Source organism: Micromonospora sp. RB23, assembly GCF_053585025.1.
Window position 1 is genome coordinate 3,251,769 of the sequence record NZ_CM132111.1, and the last position, 19,021, is coordinate 3,270,789.

The window sequence follows — 19,021 nt, forward strand, 5'->3', positions numbered from 1 at the left end:
GGGACTGCTCCCGGCGGATCCGAAACGTTCTCGAAAGAGGTTGTCGAATGGTCAGATGCCGAGTTGGCCTGGTCGGTGCCGGTGGGGTGGCGCAGCGTCACGCGCGCGTGCTCTCCGGATTCGACGACGTCGAGATCGTCGGGGTCACCGACGTGGTTCCGGAGGCGGCGTCCACGCTGGCCGTACGGCACGACGCGCGGACCTTCACCGACGTGGCCGAGCTGCTGGCCGCCGGCCCCGACGCGGTGTACGTCTGCGTGCCGCCCTTCGCGCACGGCCCCGCCGAGGAGGCGGTGATCGACGCCGGGGTGCCGATGTTCGTGGAGAAGCCCGTCGCCGTCGACCTGGGCACCGCCGAGCGCATCGCCGACCTCGTCACCCGGCGGGGACTGCGCACCGCCGTCGGGCACCACTGGCGCTACCTGAGCGTGCTCGACACGGCCCGTGAGCTGCTCGCCGACCGTCCGGTGCGGATGGTCAGCGGCGCCTGGCTGGACAAGGTCCCGCCGGTCGCCTGGTGGTCGCGGCGCGACCGCTCCGGCGGCCCGGTCGTCGAGCAGGCCGCCCACGTGCTGGACCTGATCCGGGTGCTGGCCGGCGAGGTCACCGAGGTCACCGCGTACGGCGACGGCACGCCGCCGCCCGTCGACGGGGCCGACATCGACTCGGTGACCACCGCCACCCTGCGCTTCGCCAGCGGCGCGGTCGGCACGCTCAGCGCGGCCTGCGTGCTGGGCTGGAAGCACCGCGCCGGCCTGGAGATCCTCGCCGACGGACTGGCCCTGTCGCTGAACGAGGAGGGTCTGTCGATCCGTGACGCCGACGGCGAGCGGCACGTCCCGGCCGATCCGGAGGCCGCCCGGGTGGCGGTGGACCGCGCGTTCGTCGACGCGGTCCGCGGTGTCGGCGACGACGTGCGCGTCCCGTACGCCGAGGCGCTGAACACCCAGCGGCTGGCTCTCGCGGTCGCCGACTCGGCCCGTGGTGGCCGGACGGTGCGGCTCACCACGCCCGCCGAGACGGTCGTGCCGACGACCGGGGTGACCGTCGATGCGTGACCGGGTGGTCGCGGTCACCGCCCCCGGGCGGGTGGAACTCGTCGAGCAGGAGGCCGCGGAGCTGCGGCCCGGCACCTTCCGCGTCGAGACGCTGTTCAGCGGCGTCTCCGCCGGCACCGAGCTGAGCTACGTCAAGGGCACCAACCCTTACCTCAACGTCACCTGGAACGCCGACCTCGGGCTCTTCCAACCCGGCGCGGCCAGCACCCCGTACCCGGTGACCCGGCTCGGCTACATGCAGGTGGGCAGGGTGGTGGAGAGCGCGACCCCGGCGGTCGCCGTCGGCGCGGTCGGCGCAATGACCTACGGGCACCGCACCGGCTGGCTGGCCGACCCGGTCGCCGAACGGTTCGTTCCGCTGCCCGACGACCTGGACCCGCTGCTCGGCGTCTATGTCGCGCACATGGGCCCCATCTGCGCCAACGGTCTGCTGCACGCCGCCGCCGACCTGCACGGCACGCACGTCCGCTCGCTCGGCGACGGGGTACGCGGCCGGCGGGTCGCGGTGGTCGGCGCCGGAGTGGTGGGTCTGCTGACCGCCCTGCTGGCCCGCCGGCACGGCGCCGCGTCGGTGGTGGTGCTCGACCCGACCCCGCAGCGACGTCAGGTCGCCGACGGGCTCGGCCTGGAGTCGCTCGACCCGGAGGCGGACGACCCGGCCGTGGTGCTGAAGACCCGGTGGGCGCACGTCGCCGGCGACCGGGGCGCCGACGTGGTGTTCCAGTGCCGGGGGCAGGCGTGGGCGTTGCACCTCGCGCTGCGGTTGCTGCGCCCGCAGGGCACCGTGATCGACCTGGCCTTCTACCAGGGCGGCGCGGACGCGGTCCGGCTCGGCGAGGAGTTCCACCACAACGGTCTGGCGTTGCGGTGCGCGCAGATCGGGCGGGTGCCGCGCGGGCTCGCGCCCACCTGGGACCGTGAGCGGCTCTCCGCCGAGACCGTCGACCTGCTGCGGACGTACGGGGACGTCATCCGCAAGCACCTGGTCTCGGCGGTGGTGCCGTTCGACGAGGCGCCCACCCTGCTCACCGACCTCGCCGAGCGCCGCCGCCAGGAACTCCAGGTGGTCCTGGCCGTGTGAGGCGCCGTCGGGGGGTGAGGGGGCCGGCTACCGTTCGCCCCATGAGCACCTCGACGGACACGCCGGTCGACAGCCGCCCGGTCGGTTTTCGCGCACTGCTGCCGTACCTGCGTGAGCATCGGGGCACCCTCGTCGTGGTGGGCGTGTTGTCGCTGGCCGGTTCGGCGGCGTCGCTGGCCCAGCCGCTGCTCACCCGGTCGGTGCTGGACCGGATCGGCCGCGAGCACCCGGTCTCGTTGCTGGTGGCGGTGCTGGTGGGGCTCGTGGTGCTCGGCGCGGCGATCGGCGGGCTGCGTGACTACCTGCTGCAACGCACCGCCGAAGGACTGGTGCTGGGCACCCGCCGGCGACTGGCGGCCCACCTGCTGCGGCTGCCCATCGCCGAGTACGACCAGCGGCGCACCGGCGACCTGCTCTCCCGGGTGGGTTCGGACACCACCCTGCTGCGGGCGGTGGTCACCTCCGGGCTGTTCGAGACCGTCACCGGGGCGGTGATGGTGGTCGGGGCGGGCACCGCGATGGTGCTGCTCGACCCGCTGCTGTTCGGCGTCACCCTGCTCGGCGTGGGTCTCGGACTGGGCTTCGCGGCGACCTTCGCCCGGCGGGTCCGGGCGTTGGCGCGCGCCGCACAGGAGCGGGTCGGCGAGATGACCTCGGCGGTGGAGCGGGCCATCTCGGCGGCCCGGACCATCCGGGCCAGCCGGGCCGAGGCGCGGGAGGCGGACACCGTCGCCGGCAGCGCCCGCGAGGCGTACGCGGCGGGGCTGCGGGTGGCCCGGGTGCAGGCGCTGATCGGTCCGATCGGCTCGGTCACCGTGCAGGGGGCGTTCCTGCTCGTGCTCGGCATCGGCGGGGCGCGGGTCGCCGCCGGGGCGATCTCCGTCGGCGACCTGGTCGCCTTCGTCATGTACCTGTTCCTCCTGGCGTTGCCGCTGGGCCAGGTGCTGCGCGCGTACACCCAGTTGCAGTCCGGTCTGGGCGCGTTGCAGCGGATCGAGGAGATCCTGACCGTGCCGGCGGAGGGCGCGGCGGACCGACCGACGACCGCGACCGCGACGGCGACGCCGCGCCAGCCCGCCTCCATGATCGAGTTCGACCGGGTCGGGTTCGGCTACCCGGGCGGCGCGTCCGTGCTGCACGACGTCAGCTTCGCGGTGCCGGCCGGCACCCGTACCGCCCTGGTCGGCCCGTCGGGCGCCGGCAAGTCGACGCTGCTGGCCCTGGTCGAGCGCTTCTACGAGGTGAGCGCCGGCGCGGTCCGGGTCGACGGCGTCGACGTCCGGGAACTGCCCCGCGACGCGCTGCGGGCCCGGCTCGGCTACGTGGAGCAGGAGGCGCCCGTGCTCGCCGGCACGCTGCGCGACAACCTGCTGATCACCGCCCCCGACGCGACGGACGACCGGCTGCGCGAGGTCCTGGACGAGGTCAACCTCACCCACCTGGTCCAGCGCACCCCGCAGGGCCTCGACGTGCAGGTGGGGGAGGGTGGGGTGCTGCTCTCCGGGGGTGAGCGGCAGCGGCTGGCCATCGGGCGGGCCCTGCTGGCCGGCCCGCCGGTGCTGCTGCTCGACGAGCCCACCAGCAACCTGGACGCGCGCAACGAGGCCGCCCTGCGCCGCGCCATCGACGCGGTGGCCGTCCGCCGTACGCTGCTGATCGTGGCGCACCGACTCGCCACCGTGGTGGACGCCGACCAGATCGTCGTCCTCGACGGCGGCCGGGTGGTGGCCGTGGGCACCCACGCCGAACTGACCGCCACCGACCCCCTCTACCGGGAGTTGGCCACCCACCAACTGCTGGTCGCCTGACCGGGCCCAACTTGCCGGCCGGCCGGGCCGCCCGTGCCGGCCGGAATCGCGTACCGTTGCCGCTCATGGGTGTGTCGCAACGGTTCAAGAGCAAATTCCGGCGTTTCCTCCAGCGCCCGGGATCAACCGTGGATCTTGCTCCGCTGGAGAAGCTGCTGCCGGCGATCGCGGCGCGCGAGGACGACCTCGCCGCGCTGGACGACGCCGAGTTGACCGAGGCCGCCGGCGCCGCCACCGGCTACGAGGAGATCTGCGCGGTCGGCCGCGAGGCCGCCCGCCGGGGCCTCGACCAGCGGCCGTACGACGTGCAGCTGCTCGGCGCGATGGCGCTGCTCTCCGGCAAGGTCGCCGAGATGGCCACCGGTGAGGGCAAGACGCTGACCGCCACCATCGCCGCGTACGGGCACGTCCGGCTCGGCAACGGGCCGGTGCACGTGCTCACCGTCAACGACTACCTGGCCCGCCGTGACGCCCAGTGGATGGAGCCCGTCTACACGCTGCTGGGCCTGACCGTCGGCTGGGTCAACGAGGCGTCCACGCCGCAGGAGCGGCGCGACGCGTACTCCTGCGACGTCACCTACATCTCGGTCAGCGAGGCGGGCTTCGACTACCTCCGCGACCAGCTCGTCACCGACGTCGAGGACCGCGTGCAGCCGGTGCTGACCACGGCGATCATCGACGAGGCTGACTCGATCATGATCGACGAGGCCCGGGTGCCGATGGTGCTCGCCGGTGCGGTGCCGGGCGAGCAGGACCCGGTGCACGCCGCCGCCGCGCTGGTGCGCGGCCTGCGCAAGGGTCGGCACTACACGATCGCCGAGGACGGGCGCAGCGTGGCGTTCACCTCCGCCGGCCTGGCCGCCGTCGAGGCCAAGCTCGGCATCGACCTGTACGACGAGGAGCACGTCGAGCAGCTCTCCGCGGTCCACGTGGCGCTGCACGCCCAGACCCTGCTGCACCGTGACGTGGACTACATCGTCCGGGACGGCTCGGTCGAGCTGATCGACGAGATGCGTGGCCGGGTGGCCCAGCGCCGCCGCTGGCCCGACGGGCTCCAAGCGGCCGTCGAGGCCAAGGAGGGGCTGGACGCCACCGCCGAGGGTGAGGTGCTGGGCACCATCGCGGTGCAGGCGTTCATCGCGCTCTACCCGAAGGTGTGCGGCATGACCGCCACCGCGGTGCTGGTCGGCGACCAACTGCGGGAGTTCTTCGACCTCGAGGTCGCGGTGATCCCGCCGAACACGCCATGCATCCGTGAGGACGAGCCGGACCGGATCTACGCCACCCGCGCCGAGAAGGACGAGGCGCTGATCGACGAGATCCGCCGCTGCCACGACGCCGGGCGGCCGGTGCTCGTCGGCACCCTGGACGTCAAGGAGTCCGAGGCGCTGGCCGCCGGACTCAACGCGGCCGGTGTGTCCTGCGTGGTGCTGAACGCCAAGAACGACGACGAGGAAGCGGCGATCATCGCCGAGGCCGGCGCGTACGGCGCGGTGACGGTGTCCACCCAGATGGCCGGTCGAGGCGTCGACATCCGGCTGGGCGGCAGCGACCAGGCCGACCGCGACCGGGTGGCCGAGCTGGGCGGTCTGTACGTGATCGGCAGCGGCCGGCACGACAGCCGCCGCGTCGACGACCAGCTGCGCGGTCGCGCCGGCCGCCAGGGCGACCCGGGCGGCTCGGTCTTCTTCGTCAGCCTGGAGGACGACCTGGTCGTGCGGCACGCCGCCGACGCGGTGCCCCCGTCGCCGCGGATGAACGCGGACGGTCTGGTCACCGACGAGCAGGTCGACTACGCGATCGAGCACGCCCAGCGGGTCGCCGAGGGCGTCAACCACGAGATCCACCGCAACACCTGGCGCTACAGCGTGGTGATCGAGCAGCAGCGCATCGCCCTGGCCGCCCGCCGCGAGCGCCTGCTGACCAGCGACGTGGCCGCCCTGATGCTGCTGGACAAGGAGCCCGAGAAGGCCGGCGAGATGGACGAGGACCTGCTCGCCCGGGCGGCCCGCTCGATCGCGCTCTTCCACCTGGACCGGCTCTGGGCCGAGCACCTGGCCGAGCTGTCCGAGGTCCGTGAGGGCGTACACCTGCGGGCGTTGGGGCGGCTCGACCCGCTGGACGAGTTCCACCGGGCGGCGGTGCCGGCGTTCAACAACCTCGTCCCGGAGATCGAGGCGCGCACCATCGCCACGTTCAACGAGACCGAATTCGATGAGGATTGGGAGCCCGAGGACGGCACCCTGGTCCGGCCGACCGCCACCTGGACGTACCTGGTGCACGACAACCCGTTCGGCTCCGAGCTCGACCGGCTGATCGCCTCGATCGGGCGGCGGCTCAGCGGCGCGTCGCGCTGACCTGGCTCGCGGGGCCTCTGCCGTACCTCCGGGTAGGGCAGAGGCCCTTCCTCGCGCCGTTTCGATCCCGGTTTGCGAGGGTAGTAGGGCGGGTCGGTCAAGGCGGAAGAGAGCAGACGATGGCACACGTGACGACGACGTCCGGACGCGCGCGAGGGCATACGAGGGCAGTGCGACGGTGAACCTGGACACGCGGGAACCGGTGGTCGAACGACTCGGCGTGCTGGAGACGGCCGCACTGCTGCGGGAGCTGACCGCCGGCCTGATCGGCCTGACCGATTTCGATGAGGCGCTGCTGGCGCTGGTTCGCGTCACCCGTGACGCGGTGGCCGGGGTCCGCTGGTGCGGGTTCACCGCGCTGCGCGCCGGTGAGCCGGCCGGTGTGGCCGCCTCCGACGACCAGATGGCCGGCCTCGACGACCTGCGCCACGGACCGGACTCGCCGGCGATGGACGCGATCCGTCGCCGCGAGATGATCCTCGCGGTCGACCTGAGCGGCGAGTCACGATGGCCGGACTGGACGCCCCGCGCCCGCGACCTTGGTGTCCGTGGCGTGATCTCCGCGCCGGTGGACATCGACGACCAGGTGATCGGTGCGATCAACCTCTACGCCGCCGCGCCGGACGTGCTCACCCCGCAGCACCAACTCACCGCGATGCTGCTCGCCGAACACGCCGGTCTGCTGCTGGCCGCCGTCCGGGACCGGGGCCGTCAGCAGGCGCTCGCCGGCGAGCGCGACTCCTCGCTCCTGCACGAGGGCGTGGTGGGCCAGGCGATCGGGGTGATCATGACGCAGCGGGGGTGCCCGGCCGCCGAGGCCCTGGACGTGCTGCGTGCCGCCGCCTCGTCGCTGGACATACCGCTGCGCGAGGTGGCCGAACGCCTCGTACGGACGGTCTCCCGTCCCCGCGAGAGCTGACCGTCGACCGGCGCGGGCGGATGCCCGTTCTCCCGGTCGGCGGCGAGTCGGGCGGCGTCGTTTCACCCGACGGGGGCTCGGGTAGCAGTCTGGTACTGGTGGACTGCGCCTGACCCTGGGGAGGACCGATGCAGAGCCGGCTGCGGGTGCAGGGGCACCCCATCCAACCGATGTTGGTGACGTTCCCACTCGGGCTCTTCGTCAGCGCCACGGTCTTCGACCTCACCGACGTGCTCGGCGGGCCGGTCTTCCTCGGCGAGGTGGGCTACTGGACCGGCGTCGCCGCGCTCTTCGCCGCCGCGATGACGGCGATCGCGGGCATGGTCGACCTCTGGGACGTGCCGGTCGACGGGACCCGCCGTACCGCCATCGCCTTCAACCTGGTGAACGCGGCCATGGCGGGACTGTTTCTGATCACCAGCCTGGTCCGCGCCCACTCGCCGGATCGGGGCGCGACGGCCGCGATCCTGTTCACCGAGCTGGTGGCGCTGGCCGCCGGCGGGGTCGGCGTGTACCTGGGCGCGCGACTCATGCGCCAGTTCGACGGCGGTCGCGTCGAGACCGGCAGCCTGGACGCTCTCGCCGGTGGCACGGTCGAGGTCGTCCGGCCCCGCCCCTGACCGGGTCCCGCAGCCGGCCGGCGGTGACCGGCGCACGGGGAAGCCGCGTCGCGTCGCCGCCCGTCCCCGGGTGGCGTTGATCGACTCGGCTTCCTGGATATCGGAGCGTCGGGGGCTCGGTGACCGGGCGGACCTCAGGAACCCGAGTCGATCGACGCCGTGAAAATGAATTGCCGCCGGGGCGGCGGGCCCGCGAGGCTCGCCGCCATGACCGATGCGCGCGACGTCGAGGAACTGATCGCGGAGGCCGCCGCCGCGCCCGTCGACGGCTGGGGGTTCGGGTGGCTGGCCGGCCGGGCCACCGAGGAGCGTCCACCCTGGGGGTACGCCCGGCTGGTCGGCGAGCGGATGGCTCGCGCCCACGCGGCCTTGGACGTGGACACCGGCGGCGGCGAGGTCCTCGCCGAGACGCCGTACCCGCCGAAGGTGCTGGCGGCCACCGAGGCGTGGCCACCGAACGTCCCCGTGGCACGGCGGAACCTGCGCCCGCTCGGCGCGACCGTGGTGGCCGTCGCGCCGGACTCGGCGCTGCCGTTCCGGGACGACGCCTTCGACCTGGTGGTCAGCCGGCATCCGGTACGCACCGACTGGGTGGAGACGGCCCGGGTGCTGCGCCCCGGCGGGACGTACCTGTCGCAGCAGATCGGGCCGGGCACCATGCGGGAGCTGAGCGAGGCGATCCTCGGCCCGCTGCCACCGCCGGACAGTCGGCACCCCGAGGACGCGGTCGCATCCGCCGAGGCGGCGGGCCTGCGGGTGGTCGACCTACGCCGGGCCACCCTGCGCGCGACGTTCCACGACATCGGCGCGGTGGTCTGGTTCCTGCGCAAGGTGGTCTGGACCGTGCCCGGCTTCACGGTGGACCGTCACCGCCCCGCGCTGCTAGCCCTGCACCGCCGCATCGCCGAGCAAGGCCCCTTCATAGCCCAAGCCCAACGCTTCCTGATCGAAGCAACCCACCCCTAACCACCCCGCCCCCCATGCCCTTCCTGCGCCGATCTTGCACTTCCTGTTGGCGTTATGTCCCATCGGCACCCTTAGTCGCCACAGAAACTGCAAGATCGACGCGAGAGGGGGGCGGGGTGGGAGAGTGCGGGCGGCGGCATCACCTGGGACTGCGCCTCTCCGCCCCCGCCCCCGGCCCCGCCCCCGGCCGGCCCCGCCCCCGCCCCCGGCCCCGCCCCCGGCCGGCCCCGGCCCCGCCCCCGGCCTCGGCCCCGGCCCCGGCGATCATGGACTTGTGGTGGGCGTTATGCACCCGCTCACACCCTTCGTTCCCACCACAACTCCATGATCGGCGGGGCGGGGCGGGGCGGGGCAAGGCGGGGCGAGGGCGGGCGAGGGCGAGGGCGGGGCGGCGGGGCGGGGCGAGGGTGGGGCGGGTGGGGTTGGGGTTAGTGGGGGTGGGTTTTGTGGTGGGTGGCCAGGATGTCGGCGCCGAAGTCGCTGGCGGGGCGGCGTAGCACGGTGTGCGCGTGGTTGCCGTCGTCGCTGGTGTTGTCGTACTCGATCAGCAGGTCGTCGCCTTGCACCCGGTAGTAGTGGCGCTGCCCGGGGCGGGTCGGGCCGGCCCAGGCGAAGTGCAGCGGGCCGCCGGCGAATCGGGCGGCCTCGCGGACGGCCAGTTCGGGCGGCAGCCGGTCCAGATAGAGCGCGACGACCTGGTCGAGCAGCGCCCGGCCGGTGGGGCCCAGCCGGTCGGCCGGCACGCCGAGGGGTTCGAGTGGCCCGTCGACGCGGGGGCGGGTGGCGCTGATGATGTCCGCCGGCGCCTCGTCGGCGATGATCGCGGCGGCCCGGCCGGCGGGGCCGAGGGCGTCCAGCAGGGCGCGGCCCAGATCCTCCTCGACACCGAGTGGTCGGGAGACGGCACGTCCGGCGTAGCGCACCGCGGCCGGGTTGGCGCCGAAGAAGACCGGCGCGGGGGAGACCTGGTCGTCCACCACGGTCATGGTCACCGACAGGTGGTGCCCTTCGAGCCGCCACGCCCAGCGGTCGTCGCGCGCCGGGTCGCCGAACACGGCGATCCAGTAGTCGCCGCTGTGCCGCCCGCGACGCCACCCCTCGGCCCGGTCCAGGACCTCCTCCAGGGCGATGATCGCCATCGCCTGGGCGTACGCCGACGGGCTGAGCGCGGTGGCCAGCAGCCGGTGCGCGGTCTTGCGCCCGGCGACGTCCAGCCCGGCGAGGCAGACGCCGGGACGCGGGCGTGGCCGGTACTCCAGCCAGCGCCGGGCCGGCTCGTCGTCGAACGGGTACACGGCCTCGACGCGGGTCGCGGGGTCGAGCGCGGTCAGCAGCGCGCTCGCGGCGGCACGCATCTGTTCGGGCAGAGGATCTTCCACCGCCCCTGTATACCGTCAGCCGGCCTGTAGCAGCCGCACCATCTCCGGCAGGTCGAAGAACTGCGCGGTTTCCAGGGCGGAAGGATTGCCGTACGCCGGGTCGGCGCCGGCGGCGAGGAGCGCGCGGACCGCGTCGGCGCTGCTGCGAAAGACGGCGGCGGCCAGGGCGCTCTGACCCCGGTCGTTGGTACGCGTGTGGTCCGCGCCCCGGGCCAGCAGCGCGGCCACCGTGTCGGGGTGGGAGTGGTAGGCGGCCAGGATCAGCAGGGTGTCGCCCTTGTCGTTGGTCAGGTTGACCGGCAGCCCGGCGTCGACCTGGGCGGCCAGTTCCTCGGTGGCGCCCGCGCGGGCCAGGTCGAACATCCGGTGCGCGAACGCCAGGGTCTCGGCGTCGAGGTCGTCGGTCACCGGTCCAGGTTAGGCCCTGATAGGTTGCTCGGCCGGCACGTGGGGGAGGGCCCGATGGATGAGACGGTCTACGTGGGCAACGCGGGTGTCGACGGCGTCGGCAACGGCGGCTGGCTGCTCGGGCACTTCGCGCCGCCCGGCGAGATCCGGCACAGCACCGACGTCGAGGTGAAGTGGGGCGTGCATCCGCCCGGCGAGGCCCGTTCGCGGTGGGCGACGGGTGAGCGCCGCACCACCCTGCTGGTGCTCGTCGACGGATGCTTCCGGGTGGAGTTGCCGGACCGGACGGTCCGGTTGGCCGCGCCCGGCGACTACGTGGTGTGGGCGCGGGGGGTGGACCACTCCTGGTACGCCGAGCGGGCCTCGGTGGTGCTCACGGTGCGGTGGCCGTCGCTGCCGGGTTACCGGGTGGAGCCGCCGATCCTGCGGTGAAGGACCACTACCGCTCGGGTCCCGGCATGTGGAATTACCTACTAAACCTATAGGCTTTGCCGGCTAGAGTACGGGTGCACCCCACGCGCCGAGCCGCAAGGAACCACCGATGACCCACGATCACCCGGCCACCGACCTGCTCGCCGTCGCCGCCCGCTGGGCCGACCCCGCCGACTGGCCGGTCACGTTGCGCTTCGATCCCACCGAGCGCTGGTACGCCCGACTCGCCACCGCCGACGACCACGAGGTGTGGGCGCTGAGCTGGCTGCCCGGCCAGGGCACCGACCTGCACGACCACGGCGGCTCGGCCGGCGCGTTCCGGGTGGTGGCCGGCGCCCTCACCGAGGAGACGGTCAGCCGGGGACTGCTGCTGCCCCGCGTGCTGCCCGCCGGCGCCGGCCGTCGTTTCGGCGCTCACCACGTCCACCAGGTCAGCAACCGCGGCGCGGACCCGGCGGTCAGCGTGCACGTCTACCGGCCGGCGCTGCGCCGGATGACCCGCTACGACCTGCTCGACGGGCGGCTGCGCGCCGCCGAGGTCGCCGAGGCCGGCCGGTCCTGGTGAATCGTCCCAACCCTCGTTCCCGGAAGGAATCGATAATGCAGGTCACCGCCGCGCACTGTCCGGCACCCGTGCCACCGCCGGGCTCCCGGGGCATCGACGAGATCCTGGCGGCCGCGCGTGCCCGGCTCGACCGGCTGGACCCGGAGCGGGCGCATCTGGCGTACCGGGCCGGGGCCCTGTTGGTCGACATCCGGCCAGCCGCCCAGCGCGCCGCGCACGGCGTCGTGCCCGGCGCGCTCACGGTCGAGCGCAACGTGCTGGAGTGGCGCTTCGACCCACGCTGCCCGGCCCGGCTGCCCGAGGCCGTCGACTACGACGTGCCGGTGGTGATCCTCTGCCAGGAGGGCTACACCTCGTCACTGGCCGCCGCCGCGTTGCAGGACATCGGCCTGCACCGGGCGACCGACGTCGACGGCGGGTTCGCCGCCTGGCGCATCGCCGGCCTGCCGGCGCTCGGCCCGACCCCCCTGCACCGCGTCACCCCCCTCGCGCCCCCGGTCACCGCCGGCTGGGCGCGCCGCTGACCCCCACGCCGCACCGGGCGTGGCGGGCGTACCGCCATCTCAGGAGGCACGATGTCCGTCGTCGCGATCCCCACCCGTCCCTACTCGCCGGGCCACCCGGGACGGGCCGCCGGCCGCCCGCGCACCGGACCCACCCTGACCATCACCCTCGACCTGGCCCCCGGGCCGATGAGCCCCCGGCTGGCCCGGCTGGTGCAGTTGCTCGGCGAGCTGGCCGACGCCGGAGAGGGTCGGCTGGAACCCGCCGCCGACGTGCCGCCGCCGCGACCGCTCGCACGGCCCGGCGCCGTCGAACCGCCCGCGGTGGTCGACGCCGCCGACGTGCGCATCCTGGCCGGATCGCGGACCGTCCGCCAGGGCGACCGGGTGGTCGCCCTCACCCGCATCGAGTACGACCTGCTGCTCTTTCTCGCCGAGCGTCCGCACCGGGTCTTCACCCGCCTGCAGTTGCTGTCGAACGTCTGGGGCTACGAGCACGCGGTGGCCCGGACCGTGGACGTGCACGTCCGGCGGCTGCGCGCCAAGCTCGCCGGAGCGGAGGTGATCACCACCGTCTACGGGGTGGGTTACCGGCTGGGCGACGAGGCGCGGATCAGCGTGGACCATACCCGCTGAGCGGGTCGGGGAGGCGGCGGCATCCGCATGGTGAACAGGACGGGGACCCCCGTAACCGGGCATCCGGGGGGCTCTGCTGTAATCATCTGGCTTCGTACGCAGAGCGAGCGTCTGGCTCCGATGCGTTCGTCAATTGTCACATTCATGCAACGCAGCCGCCTCTTGACCCTCGCCCGGGCGCCGGGAAGCATCGATGAAGCGGCGTCCCGGGCCGTGGGGAGATACCCGGACCAGCCCAAGGAGGACCATGTCGGTCAGCCCCGCCTCGTCGCGCGCCGGATGGCATACGTCCCAACCTGCGGTGCCCGGTCGACCTCCCGGCGGTCAACGCCGCCCGGCGAACACCGCCGCGCCCGAGCTCACCGTGACGCTGTCCATCCCGTTGACCTGCGAGGAGTCGCTGACGCCGCCGGCCCGACGGCTGCTCGAAGCCGCTCGTGAGCTGCTCGAACGTGGCGAGGGCGTGATCACCAGCTCCGTTCCGGCCGAGCGCCGCTCCGACGGTGTGCCGGCCAACCGGTCACCCGTGCGGGCCCGCACCCCGACGATCCCCTCCCTGCACATCCTCGCGTCGTCCCGGTCGGTGCTGCGCGACGACGAGCCGCTGCCCCTGACCCGGCTGGAGTTCGACCTGCTGCTGCACCTGGTCGCCCATCCCCGCCGCGTCTTCACCCGGCTGCAACTGCTCAACGCCGTGTGGGGCTACGAGCACGCCGGGGTGCGCACCGTCGACGTGCACGTGCGTCGACTGCGCGGCAAGGTCGGCGTCGACGTCCCCCTGGTCACCACCGTCTACGGCGTGGGCTACCGACTGGCCGACGACGCGCGGGTCACCGTCGACCGCACCGGCTGACCGCCACCGCCGCCCGCTGATCCCATGCCGGGCAGGATGGACCGGTGCGCATCCGTCCCATCTCGCCCGACCTGCTCGTCGCGGAACTGACCTGTCGCCTCGCCGACGCCTCGGCCACCGTCGAGCCGGCCCGGCTGCGTGTCGCCGTCGACGGTGCTCCCGCCGCCGGTCCGGACGAACTGGCCGGCGCGCTTGTCGACCCGCTGCGCGCCCGGGGTCGCCCGGTCCTGCACGTACGCGCCACCGACTTTTTGCGGCCCGCGTCGCTGCGCTTCGAACTTGGCCGCACCAACCCGGACGCCTACTACGAGGGCTGGCTCGACGAGGCCGGCCTGCGCCGCGAGGTGCTCGACCCGGCCGGCCCCGGAGGCGACGGGCGGCTGCTGCCGTCGCTGTGGGACCCGGTCGCCGACCGGGCCAGCCGCGCCGCGTACCTCGATCTGCCGCCGGGCGGCGTGGTGCTGGTCAGCGGCGCGCTCCTGCTCGGCGGCGCGTTGCCGTTCGACGTGACCGTCCACCTTCAGGTGTCCACGGCGGCGCTGCGCCGCCGCACCGAACCCGCCCAGGGGTGGACCCTGCCGGCCTTCGACCGCTACGCCGACGAGGTGGTTCCCGCCAGCTTCGCCGATGTGGTCGTACGGGCCGACGACCCCCGCCATCCCGCGCTCGTCGAGGCCACCGGCGAGGGCTGAAATTGCCGGTTTGGGTGCCGCGGTCGGCGGGTACTCGCCCGGCTCACAGAGCGCGGGTGATCGCCCGCGTACCGCATGCGACCGCTACCGGGGCTCCACGCCGCCGGACCCGGTTCACGTGAACCACAGGCCAGGAAAGGCAGGCAGCGATGCTCGTCCACGACACGGTCGACACCGGCCGCTCCCAGACGGAGATCGACCAGATCCGGCAGTCCCTGCAGGCGCGCTACGACGAGTTGACGGCCGAGTACGACCAGGCCGTCCTGCAGAGCCAGGTGCTGCGTCTGGTGGAGGTCGGCGACACCGCCGGCGACGACCAGGCCGACAGCGGCACCAAGACTGCCGAGCGGGACACCGCACAGTCCCTCCTGCGGACGATCCTCGACCGCCGCGCCCAGTACGAGCACGCCCTGGGCCGCCTCGCCGAGGGCACGTACGGCTGGTGCGAGGGCTGCAAGGCGGCGATCCCGGTCGAGCGGCTGGAGATCTTCCCGGCCGCCACCACCTGTGTCACCTGCAAGCAGACCCGCGAACGGCGGGCGGCCTGAGCGAGAAGCAGCGGTTGCCGGTCGGTCCACGACACGATGGACTTCACCCATGGGTGACATCCTGGTGGGCACCGCGTCCTGGACCGACCGCACACTGCTCGACTCGGGCTGGTACCCGCAGACCGCGGACAACCCCGAGAAGCGCCTCGCGTACTACGCCCGCCAGTTCCCACTGGTCGAGGTGGACGCGACCTACTACTCGCCGCCCGCCGAGTCGACCGCACGGCTCTGGGTCGACCGCACGCCGGCCGGGTTCACGTTCAACATCAAGGCGTTCAGCCTGTTGACCGGCCACCCGACCCGGGTCGGCGCGCTCTACAAGGACCTGCGACCGGAGACGGACAAGAAGAACGTCTACCCGGACGACCTGCCCGCGCAGGCGTACGAGGAGGTGTGGACGCGCTTCCTGTCCGCGCTGGATCCCCTCGTCGAGGCGGGCAAGCTGGGCGCGCTGCTGTTCCAGTTTCCGCCCTGGTTCACGATCAAGCGGGCCAACAAGCAGTACCTGCTGGAGGTGGCGAAGCGTTGCGCACCGCTGCGCCCGGTCTACGAGTTTCGACACGCGTCCTGGTTCGACGGCGACAACGCCGACGAGACGCTGTCCTTCCTGCGCGAGCACGACCTGTCGTACGTCTGCGTGGACATGCCGCAGGGTCACCGCTCCTCGGTGCCCCCGGTGCTGGCCGCCACCGGCGACCTGGCCGTGATGCGTTTTCACGGTCACAGTGACAAGTGGACCAGCAAGGACATCCACGAGAAGTTCGGCTACCACTACTCCAAGCGGGAGCTCAAGGATTGGGCGCCCAAGCTGCGCGAGCTGGCCGACTCCGCCGGCCAGACCCACGTCCTCATGAACAACTGCTACCGCGACTTCGCGCAGACGAACGCCACGACCCTGGCCGGGCTCCTCGACGCCGGCTGACCCCGCGCGGCCGTCTCACCCGATCCGGGTGGGGCCGGCTCACCCGCTCGCCCGGCAGGGTGGAACACGGTGGGTACGGCCGCCCGACGGCCGGAGACGACACGGAGGTGACGGGGGATGACGGTTCGACTGGTGACGGATAGACGGCGCGGGGCCGTCCTGCACGTGGTCGGCACGGCGGACAACGCCCGACGCGCCCCGCAGGGCAGCCCGGTACGTGCCCGGCGCGGTCCGGTGGGACCACCGCGACGCACCGACGAGCGACGCTGGGAGGCCACGGAACGGGGGTCGACCGATGCCTGATTCGATGATCTCCGCCTTCGAGAGTTCGCTGGACAAGACCAACCTGATCCTCAAGGACATCGAGGACGCCTACGGGTGGCCGAAGGAGCGGCGCAACCAGTCGTACGCGGCGCTGCGCACGGTGCTGCACCTGCTGCGGGACCGGTTGGCGGTCAACGAGAGCGTCGAGTTCGCCCAGCAGTTGCCCGTGCTGGTCCGGGGGATCTACTTCGACGGCTGGAACCCGTCCGACGTGCCGATCAAGCTCAACCGCGACGACTTCCTCTACGAGGTCCGCCAGGGCTTCCCGTACGACGCCGAGGGCGGCGCGGAGCGGGTGACGCAGGTGGTGCTCGACACCCTGCGTCGGCACGTCACCCAGGGCGAGTGGCAGGACGTGAAGGACACGATGCCCAAGGACCTCGCCATGATGCTGCCCTGAGACCGGGCCTATCGAGCGGCGCTGTCCGGCGGGGACGGCACCCGGGACACCGGGTGGCCGGCCCCGTGGGCCAGCGCCGCGAACGCGACGGCGTCGGTGACCGCCGCGCCGCCGGGGTCGTTGTTGAAGTAGACGTACGTCGGCTCGTCCGCGTAGAACGCGTCGGTGAGCCGGCGGACCCACGAGCCGAGCGCGGTGCGTCCGTAGCGCGGCCACGGCCGGGCCCGCCCCTCGTGCAGCCGCAGGTAGCCGAAGTCAGTGGTCCGCCAGCGCGGCGCCACCGGCCGACCGAGGCGATCCGCCCAGACCAGCGCCGCCCGCCGCCGTTCCAGGACGGCCCGGGTGGCGTCGGTCCACCACGAGGGATGCCGGGGCTCGACCGCCACCCGTACCTCCTGCGGGAACAACCGCAGCGTCGCGTCGAGCGCGTCGACGTCCGCCCGCAGGTTCGGCGGCAGTTGCAGCAGCACCGGGCCGAGTCGGTCGCCGAGAGCGGTGGCCCGGCCGAGGAAGCGCGCCACCGGCTCGGCCGGCTCCCGCAGACGCTTGATGTGGGTGAGGTAGCGGCTCATCTTCACCGCCACGCAGAAGTCCGCCGGGGTCCGTTCCCGCCACGCCGCGAACGTCTCGCGCTCCGGCAGCCGGTAGAACGCGTTGTTGACCTCGACGGTGGCGAAGCCCGACGCGAAGTGCTCCAACCAGAGGCGCTGTGGCAGTCCCTGCGGGTAGAAGCGGCCGCGCCAGTCCCGGTACTGCCAGCCGGACGTGCCCACCAGGATCACCGTCCCATCCTGGCACTCTCCGCCGCCGCCCGCGAACCGACCGTGTCGTCCCGGTTCGGCGTCTACGGTGTGGGTTAGAGAAGATCGCGCGTGGGGTACCACCCGCAGCACGACGGACCCCGGCGTATGACGGGGCGGCACACCCGAGGGAGTACCGATGGCACTCAACGACGACGACATGCAGACCACGGGCGGCGGCGGCCTGGAGGGCCCGGCCGACGGCGGTGCGACCCCGGGTCACCAGGACGGTGGCGCGGACGGTGGCGCGGAGGGTCCGGCCGACGGCGGCGCGACGCCGGGTCACCAGGACGGTGGCGCCGATGGTGGCGCGGAGGGTCCGGCCGACGGTGGCGCGACGCCGGGTCACCAGGACGGTGGCGCGGACGGTGGCGCGGAGGGTCCGGCCGACGGCGGTGCGACCCCGGGTCACCAGGACGGTGGCGCCGACGGCAGCGCCCGGTAGCGGCACGTCATGACGTACCTCGACCCGCCGGGCGGCCACGGCCGCCCGGCGGTTCCGTCCGTGGCCCCCGACGGTGTGCCGGCCACGGCGGCCGCCGCGCTGGCGCGTTGCGTCTCGGTCGAGCCGGCCAAGTTCGCCGCCGCGCACTGGGGCCACACTCCGTTGCTGTCCCGCGCCGCCGAGCTGCCCGACCCCGCCGGCTTCACCGACCTGTTCAGCCCGGACGACGCCGACGAGCTGCTCAGCCGGCGCGGTCTGCGTACCCCTTTCCTGCGCGTCGCCAAGGACGGCCAGCTCGTGCCGGCGGCCCGCTGGACCGGCGGCGGCGGCGCCGGCGCCGAGATCGGCGACCAGGTGCTCGACGAGCGGATTCTGGAGCAGTACGCCGGCGGAGCCACGCTGGTGGTGCAGGGCCTGCACCGGATCTGGCCGCCGCTGGTGGACTTCGCCCGCGACCTGGGTCTCGCGTTGCGCCAGCCGTTGCAGGTCAACGCCTACCTCACGCCGGCGGGCAGCCAGGGCTTCGCCACCCACTACGACACCCACGACGTGTTCGTGCTCCAGGTGGACGGTCGCAAGCACTGGCGGATCCACCCGCCGGTGCTGCCCGACCCGCTGGAGAAGCAGCCCTGGGGAGGCCGCGCCGACGAGGTCGGCGCCACCGCGCAGGGCCCCGCCGCGCTGGACGTGGTGCTCGCGCCCGGTGACGCCCTCTACCTGCCGCGCGGGTGGCTGCACAGCGCCCAGGCGCAGGAGGCCAGCTCGCTGCACCTGACCGTGGGCATCCGCGCCCTGACCCGCTACGCGCTCGTCGAGGAACTGCTCGCGCTGGCCGCCGAGGACCAGCGGCTGCGGGCCAGCCTGCCGTTCGGCACCGACGTCGCCGATCCGGACGCCATCGAGCCGGAGCTGACCGAGACGGTGGAGGCGCTGCGCGACTGGCTGCTGCGGGCCGACCCGGGCGCGGTCGCCGCCCGGCTGCGCCAGCGCGCCTGGCCGGCGGCCCGCCCGGCGCCGATCCGTCCGCTCGCCCAGGCCGGCGCGCTGGACGCGCTGGACGCCGACTCCCGGCTCGTCCTGCGGCCGGGCCTGCGGTGGCAGCTCGCGCCGCACGGGGACGGCCAGGTGGCGCTCCGGGTGTTCGACCGCACGATCACGCTGCCCGCCGACTGTGAGCCGGCGACCCGCGCGCTGCTCAGCGGCGTCGCCACGCGGGTCGGTGACCTGCCGGGCCTGCCCGACGACGCCGACCGGGTCACCCTGGCCCGCCGCCTCCTGCGCGAGGCCGTCCTCGTGCCGGCCTGA

Annotated in this window: 22 protein-coding genes; 19 read left to right on the forward strand and 3 right to left on the reverse strand. The window is 73.6% G+C overall.

Annotated elements, in window-relative coordinates; genetic code table 11:
* Nucleotides 1-47: 47 nt before the first annotated feature.
* From ACTFTM_RS14935 to ACTFTM_RS14965, 7 genes are all read left to right on the forward strand, one after another.
* Nucleotides 48-1,058, forward strand: a complete 1,011-nt coding sequence (locus ACTFTM_RS14935) for a Gfo/Idh/MocA family protein (RefSeq protein WP_449566371.1) — start codon at nt 48-50, stop codon at nt 1,056-1,058.
* Nucleotides 1,051-2,139 carry a zinc-binding dehydrogenase gene (locus ACTFTM_RS14940; protein ID WP_449566372.1) on the forward strand — a complete coding sequence of 363 codons (1,089 nt, stop codon included), beginning with the start codon at nt 1,051-1,053 and terminating at the stop codon, nt 2,137-2,139. The genes ACTFTM_RS14935 and ACTFTM_RS14940 overlap by 8 nt, the downstream gene beginning before the upstream one ends.
* A 41-nt stretch (nt 2,140-2,180) precedes the next feature.
* On the forward strand, nt 2,181-3,947 hold the full coding sequence (locus ACTFTM_RS14945) for an ABC transporter ATP-binding protein (RefSeq protein WP_449566373.1): 1,767 nt from the start codon (nt 2,181-2,183) through the stop codon (nt 3,945-3,947).
* 65 nt (nt 3,948-4,012) lie between these two features.
* Nucleotides 4,013-6,304, forward strand: a complete 2,292-nt coding sequence (secA2, locus tag ACTFTM_RS14950) for an accessory Sec system translocase SecA2 (protein WP_449566374.1) — start codon at nt 4,013-4,015, stop codon at nt 6,302-6,304.
* 178 nt (nt 6,305-6,482) lie between these two features.
* Complete coding sequence (locus ACTFTM_RS14955; protein WP_449566375.1) at nt 6,483-7,223, forward strand: GAF and ANTAR domain-containing protein; 741 nt, start codon at nt 6,483-6,485, stop codon at nt 7,221-7,223.
* 128 nt (nt 7,224-7,351) lie between these two features.
* Nucleotides 7,352-7,843 (forward strand): DUF2231 domain-containing protein, encoded by a 492-nt coding sequence (locus ACTFTM_RS14960; protein WP_449566376.1) that lies wholly within the window; start codon nt 7,352-7,354, stop codon nt 7,841-7,843.
* A 207-nt stretch (nt 7,844-8,050) separates the two neighbouring features.
* Nucleotides 8,051-8,809: a methyltransferase domain-containing protein gene (locus tag ACTFTM_RS14965; RefSeq protein ID WP_449566377.1), complete on the forward strand. Its 759-nt coding sequence runs from the start codon at nt 8,051-8,053 to the stop codon at nt 8,807-8,809.
* 428 nt (nt 8,810-9,237) lie between these two features.
* Here the strand turns inward: ACTFTM_RS14965 and ACTFTM_RS14970 are convergent, their stop codons facing one another.
* A complete protein-coding gene (locus ACTFTM_RS14970; protein WP_449566378.1) occupies nt 9,238-10,188 on the reverse strand; it encodes a DUF3500 domain-containing protein in 951 nt (316 codons plus the stop codon).
* 15 nt (nt 10,189-10,203) lie between these two features.
* Entirely contained in the window at nt 10,204-10,596 is a 393-nt protein-coding gene (locus ACTFTM_RS14975; protein ID WP_449566379.1) for an ankyrin repeat domain-containing protein, read from the reverse strand.
* Nucleotides 10,597-10,650: 54 nt separating this feature from the next.
* Between ACTFTM_RS14975 and ACTFTM_RS14980 the strand changes: the two genes are divergently transcribed.
* From ACTFTM_RS14980 to ACTFTM_RS15025, 10 genes are all read left to right on the forward strand, one after another.
* Nucleotides 10,651-11,028: a signal peptidase I gene (locus ACTFTM_RS14980; RefSeq protein ID WP_449566380.1), complete on the forward strand. Its 378-nt coding sequence runs from the start codon at nt 10,651-10,653 to the stop codon at nt 11,026-11,028.
* A 109-nt stretch (nt 11,029-11,137) separates the two neighbouring features.
* Nucleotides 11,138-11,593: a cysteine dioxygenase gene (locus ACTFTM_RS14985; RefSeq protein WP_449566381.1), complete on the forward strand. Its 456-nt coding sequence runs from the start codon at nt 11,138-11,140 to the stop codon at nt 11,591-11,593.
* A gap of 35 nt (nt 11,594-11,628) precedes the next feature.
* The gene (locus tag ACTFTM_RS14990; RefSeq protein ID WP_449566382.1) at nt 11,629-12,117 is read left to right on the forward strand and encodes a rhodanese-like domain-containing protein; all 489 of its coding nucleotides are present in this window, start codon (nt 11,629-11,631) and stop codon (nt 12,115-12,117) included.
* Nucleotides 12,118-12,168: 51 nt separating this feature from the next.
* Complete coding sequence (locus ACTFTM_RS14995; protein ID WP_449566383.1) at nt 12,169-12,732, forward strand: winged helix-turn-helix domain-containing protein; 564 nt, start codon at nt 12,169-12,171, stop codon at nt 12,730-12,732.
* Between the two features lie 247 nt (nt 12,733-12,979).
* Nucleotides 12,980-13,585, forward strand: coding sequence for a winged helix-turn-helix domain-containing protein (locus ACTFTM_RS15000; protein ID WP_449566384.1), 606 nt, complete (start codon nt 12,980-12,982; stop codon nt 13,583-13,585).
* A 44-nt stretch (nt 13,586-13,629) separates the two neighbouring features.
* The gene (locus ACTFTM_RS15005; RefSeq protein WP_449566385.1) at nt 13,630-14,277 is read left to right on the forward strand and encodes a uridine kinase; all 648 of its coding nucleotides are present in this window, start codon (nt 13,630-13,632) and stop codon (nt 14,275-14,277) included.
* A 149-nt stretch (nt 14,278-14,426) separates the two neighbouring features.
* Entirely contained in the window at nt 14,427-14,825 is a 399-nt protein-coding gene (locus ACTFTM_RS15010; protein WP_421470800.1) for a TraR/DksA family transcriptional regulator, read from the forward strand.
* A gap of 49 nt (nt 14,826-14,874) precedes the next feature.
* Nucleotides 14,875-15,747, forward strand: coding sequence for a DUF72 domain-containing protein (locus ACTFTM_RS15015; RefSeq protein WP_449566386.1), 873 nt, complete (start codon nt 14,875-14,877; stop codon nt 15,745-15,747).
* A 117-nt stretch (nt 15,748-15,864) separates the two neighbouring features.
* Entirely contained in the window at nt 15,865-16,050 is a 186-nt protein-coding gene (locus ACTFTM_RS15020; RefSeq protein ID WP_396799396.1) for a hypothetical protein, read from the forward strand.
* Entirely contained in the window at nt 16,043-16,471 is a 429-nt protein-coding gene (locus tag ACTFTM_RS15025; RefSeq protein WP_357398195.1) for a DUF2267 domain-containing protein, read from the forward strand. Before ACTFTM_RS15020 ends, ACTFTM_RS15025 begins: the two co-directional genes overlap by 8 nt.
* 8 nt (nt 16,472-16,479) lie before the next feature.
* On the opposite strand, the gene ACTFTM_RS15030 is transcribed toward ACTFTM_RS15025, so the two are convergent.
* A complete protein-coding gene (locus ACTFTM_RS15030) occupies nt 16,480-17,253 on the reverse strand; it encodes a DUF72 domain-containing protein (RefSeq protein WP_449566387.1) in 774 nt (257 codons plus the stop codon).
* Between the two features lie 157 nt (nt 17,254-17,410).
* Between ACTFTM_RS15030 and ACTFTM_RS15035 the strand changes: the two genes are divergently transcribed.
* The gene (locus ACTFTM_RS15035) at nt 17,411-17,716 is read left to right on the forward strand and encodes a hypothetical protein (protein WP_334629546.1); all 306 of its coding nucleotides are present in this window, start codon (nt 17,411-17,413) and stop codon (nt 17,714-17,716) included.
* A 9-nt stretch (nt 17,717-17,725) separates the two neighbouring features.
* Nucleotides 17,726-19,021 (forward strand): cupin domain-containing protein, encoded by a 1,296-nt coding sequence (locus tag ACTFTM_RS15040; RefSeq protein ID WP_449566388.1) that lies wholly within the window; start codon nt 17,726-17,728, stop codon nt 19,019-19,021.

Excerpts from the sequence above, each read along its gene's own strand:
- ACTFTM_RS15010 (WP_421470800.1), top strand. The coding sequence starts at position 14,427 with ATGCTCGTCCACGACACGGTCGACACCGGCCGCTCCCAGACGGAGATC.
- ACTFTM_RS14960 (WP_449566376.1), top strand. The coding sequence starts at position 7,352 with ATGCAGAGCCGGCTGCGGGTGCAGGGGCACCCCATCCAACCGATGTTG.
- ACTFTM_RS14985 (WP_449566381.1), top strand. The coding sequence starts at position 11,138 with ATGACCCACGATCACCCGGCCACCGACCTGCTCGCCGTCGCCGCCCGC.
- ACTFTM_RS14935 (WP_449566371.1), top strand. The coding sequence starts at position 48 with ATGGTCAGATGCCGAGTTGGCCTGGTCGGTGCCGGTGGGGTGGCGCAG.
- ACTFTM_RS14940 (WP_449566372.1), top strand. The coding sequence starts at position 1,051 with ATGCGTGACCGGGTGGTCGCGGTCACCGCCCCCGGGCGGGTGGAACTC.
- ACTFTM_RS15015 (WP_449566386.1), top strand. The coding sequence starts at position 14,875 with ATGGGTGACATCCTGGTGGGCACCGCGTCCTGGACCGACCGCACACTG.
- ACTFTM_RS15035 (WP_334629546.1), top strand. The coding sequence starts at position 17,411 with ATGGCACTCAACGACGACGACATGCAGACCACGGGCGGCGGCGGCCTG.
- ACTFTM_RS14965 (WP_449566377.1), top strand. The coding sequence starts at position 8,051 with ATGACCGATGCGCGCGACGTCGAGGAACTGATCGCGGAGGCCGCCGCC.
- ACTFTM_RS15000 (WP_449566384.1), top strand. The coding sequence starts at position 12,980 with ATGTCGGTCAGCCCCGCCTCGTCGCGCGCCGGATGGCATACGTCCCAA.
- ACTFTM_RS15025 (WP_357398195.1), top strand. The coding sequence starts at position 16,043 with ATGCCTGATTCGATGATCTCCGCCTTCGAGAGTTCGCTGGACAAGACC.
- secA2 (WP_449566374.1), top strand. The coding sequence starts at position 4,013 with ATGGGTGTGTCGCAACGGTTCAAGAGCAAATTCCGGCGTTTCCTCCAG.
- ACTFTM_RS15020 (WP_396799396.1), top strand. The coding sequence starts at position 15,865 with ATGACGGTTCGACTGGTGACGGATAGACGGCGCGGGGCCGTCCTGCAC.
- ACTFTM_RS14945 (WP_449566373.1), top strand. The coding sequence starts at position 2,181 with ATGAGCACCTCGACGGACACGCCGGTCGACAGCCGCCCGGTCGGTTTT.
- ACTFTM_RS14980 (WP_449566380.1), top strand. The coding sequence starts at position 10,651 with ATGGATGAGACGGTCTACGTGGGCAACGCGGGTGTCGACGGCGTCGGC.
- ACTFTM_RS15040 (WP_449566388.1), top strand. The coding sequence starts at position 17,726 with ATGACGTACCTCGACCCGCCGGGCGGCCACGGCCGCCCGGCGGTTCCG.
- ACTFTM_RS14995 (WP_449566383.1), top strand. The coding sequence starts at position 12,169 with ATGTCCGTCGTCGCGATCCCCACCCGTCCCTACTCGCCGGGCCACCCG.
- ACTFTM_RS14990 (WP_449566382.1), top strand. The coding sequence starts at position 11,629 with ATGCAGGTCACCGCCGCGCACTGTCCGGCACCCGTGCCACCGCCGGGC.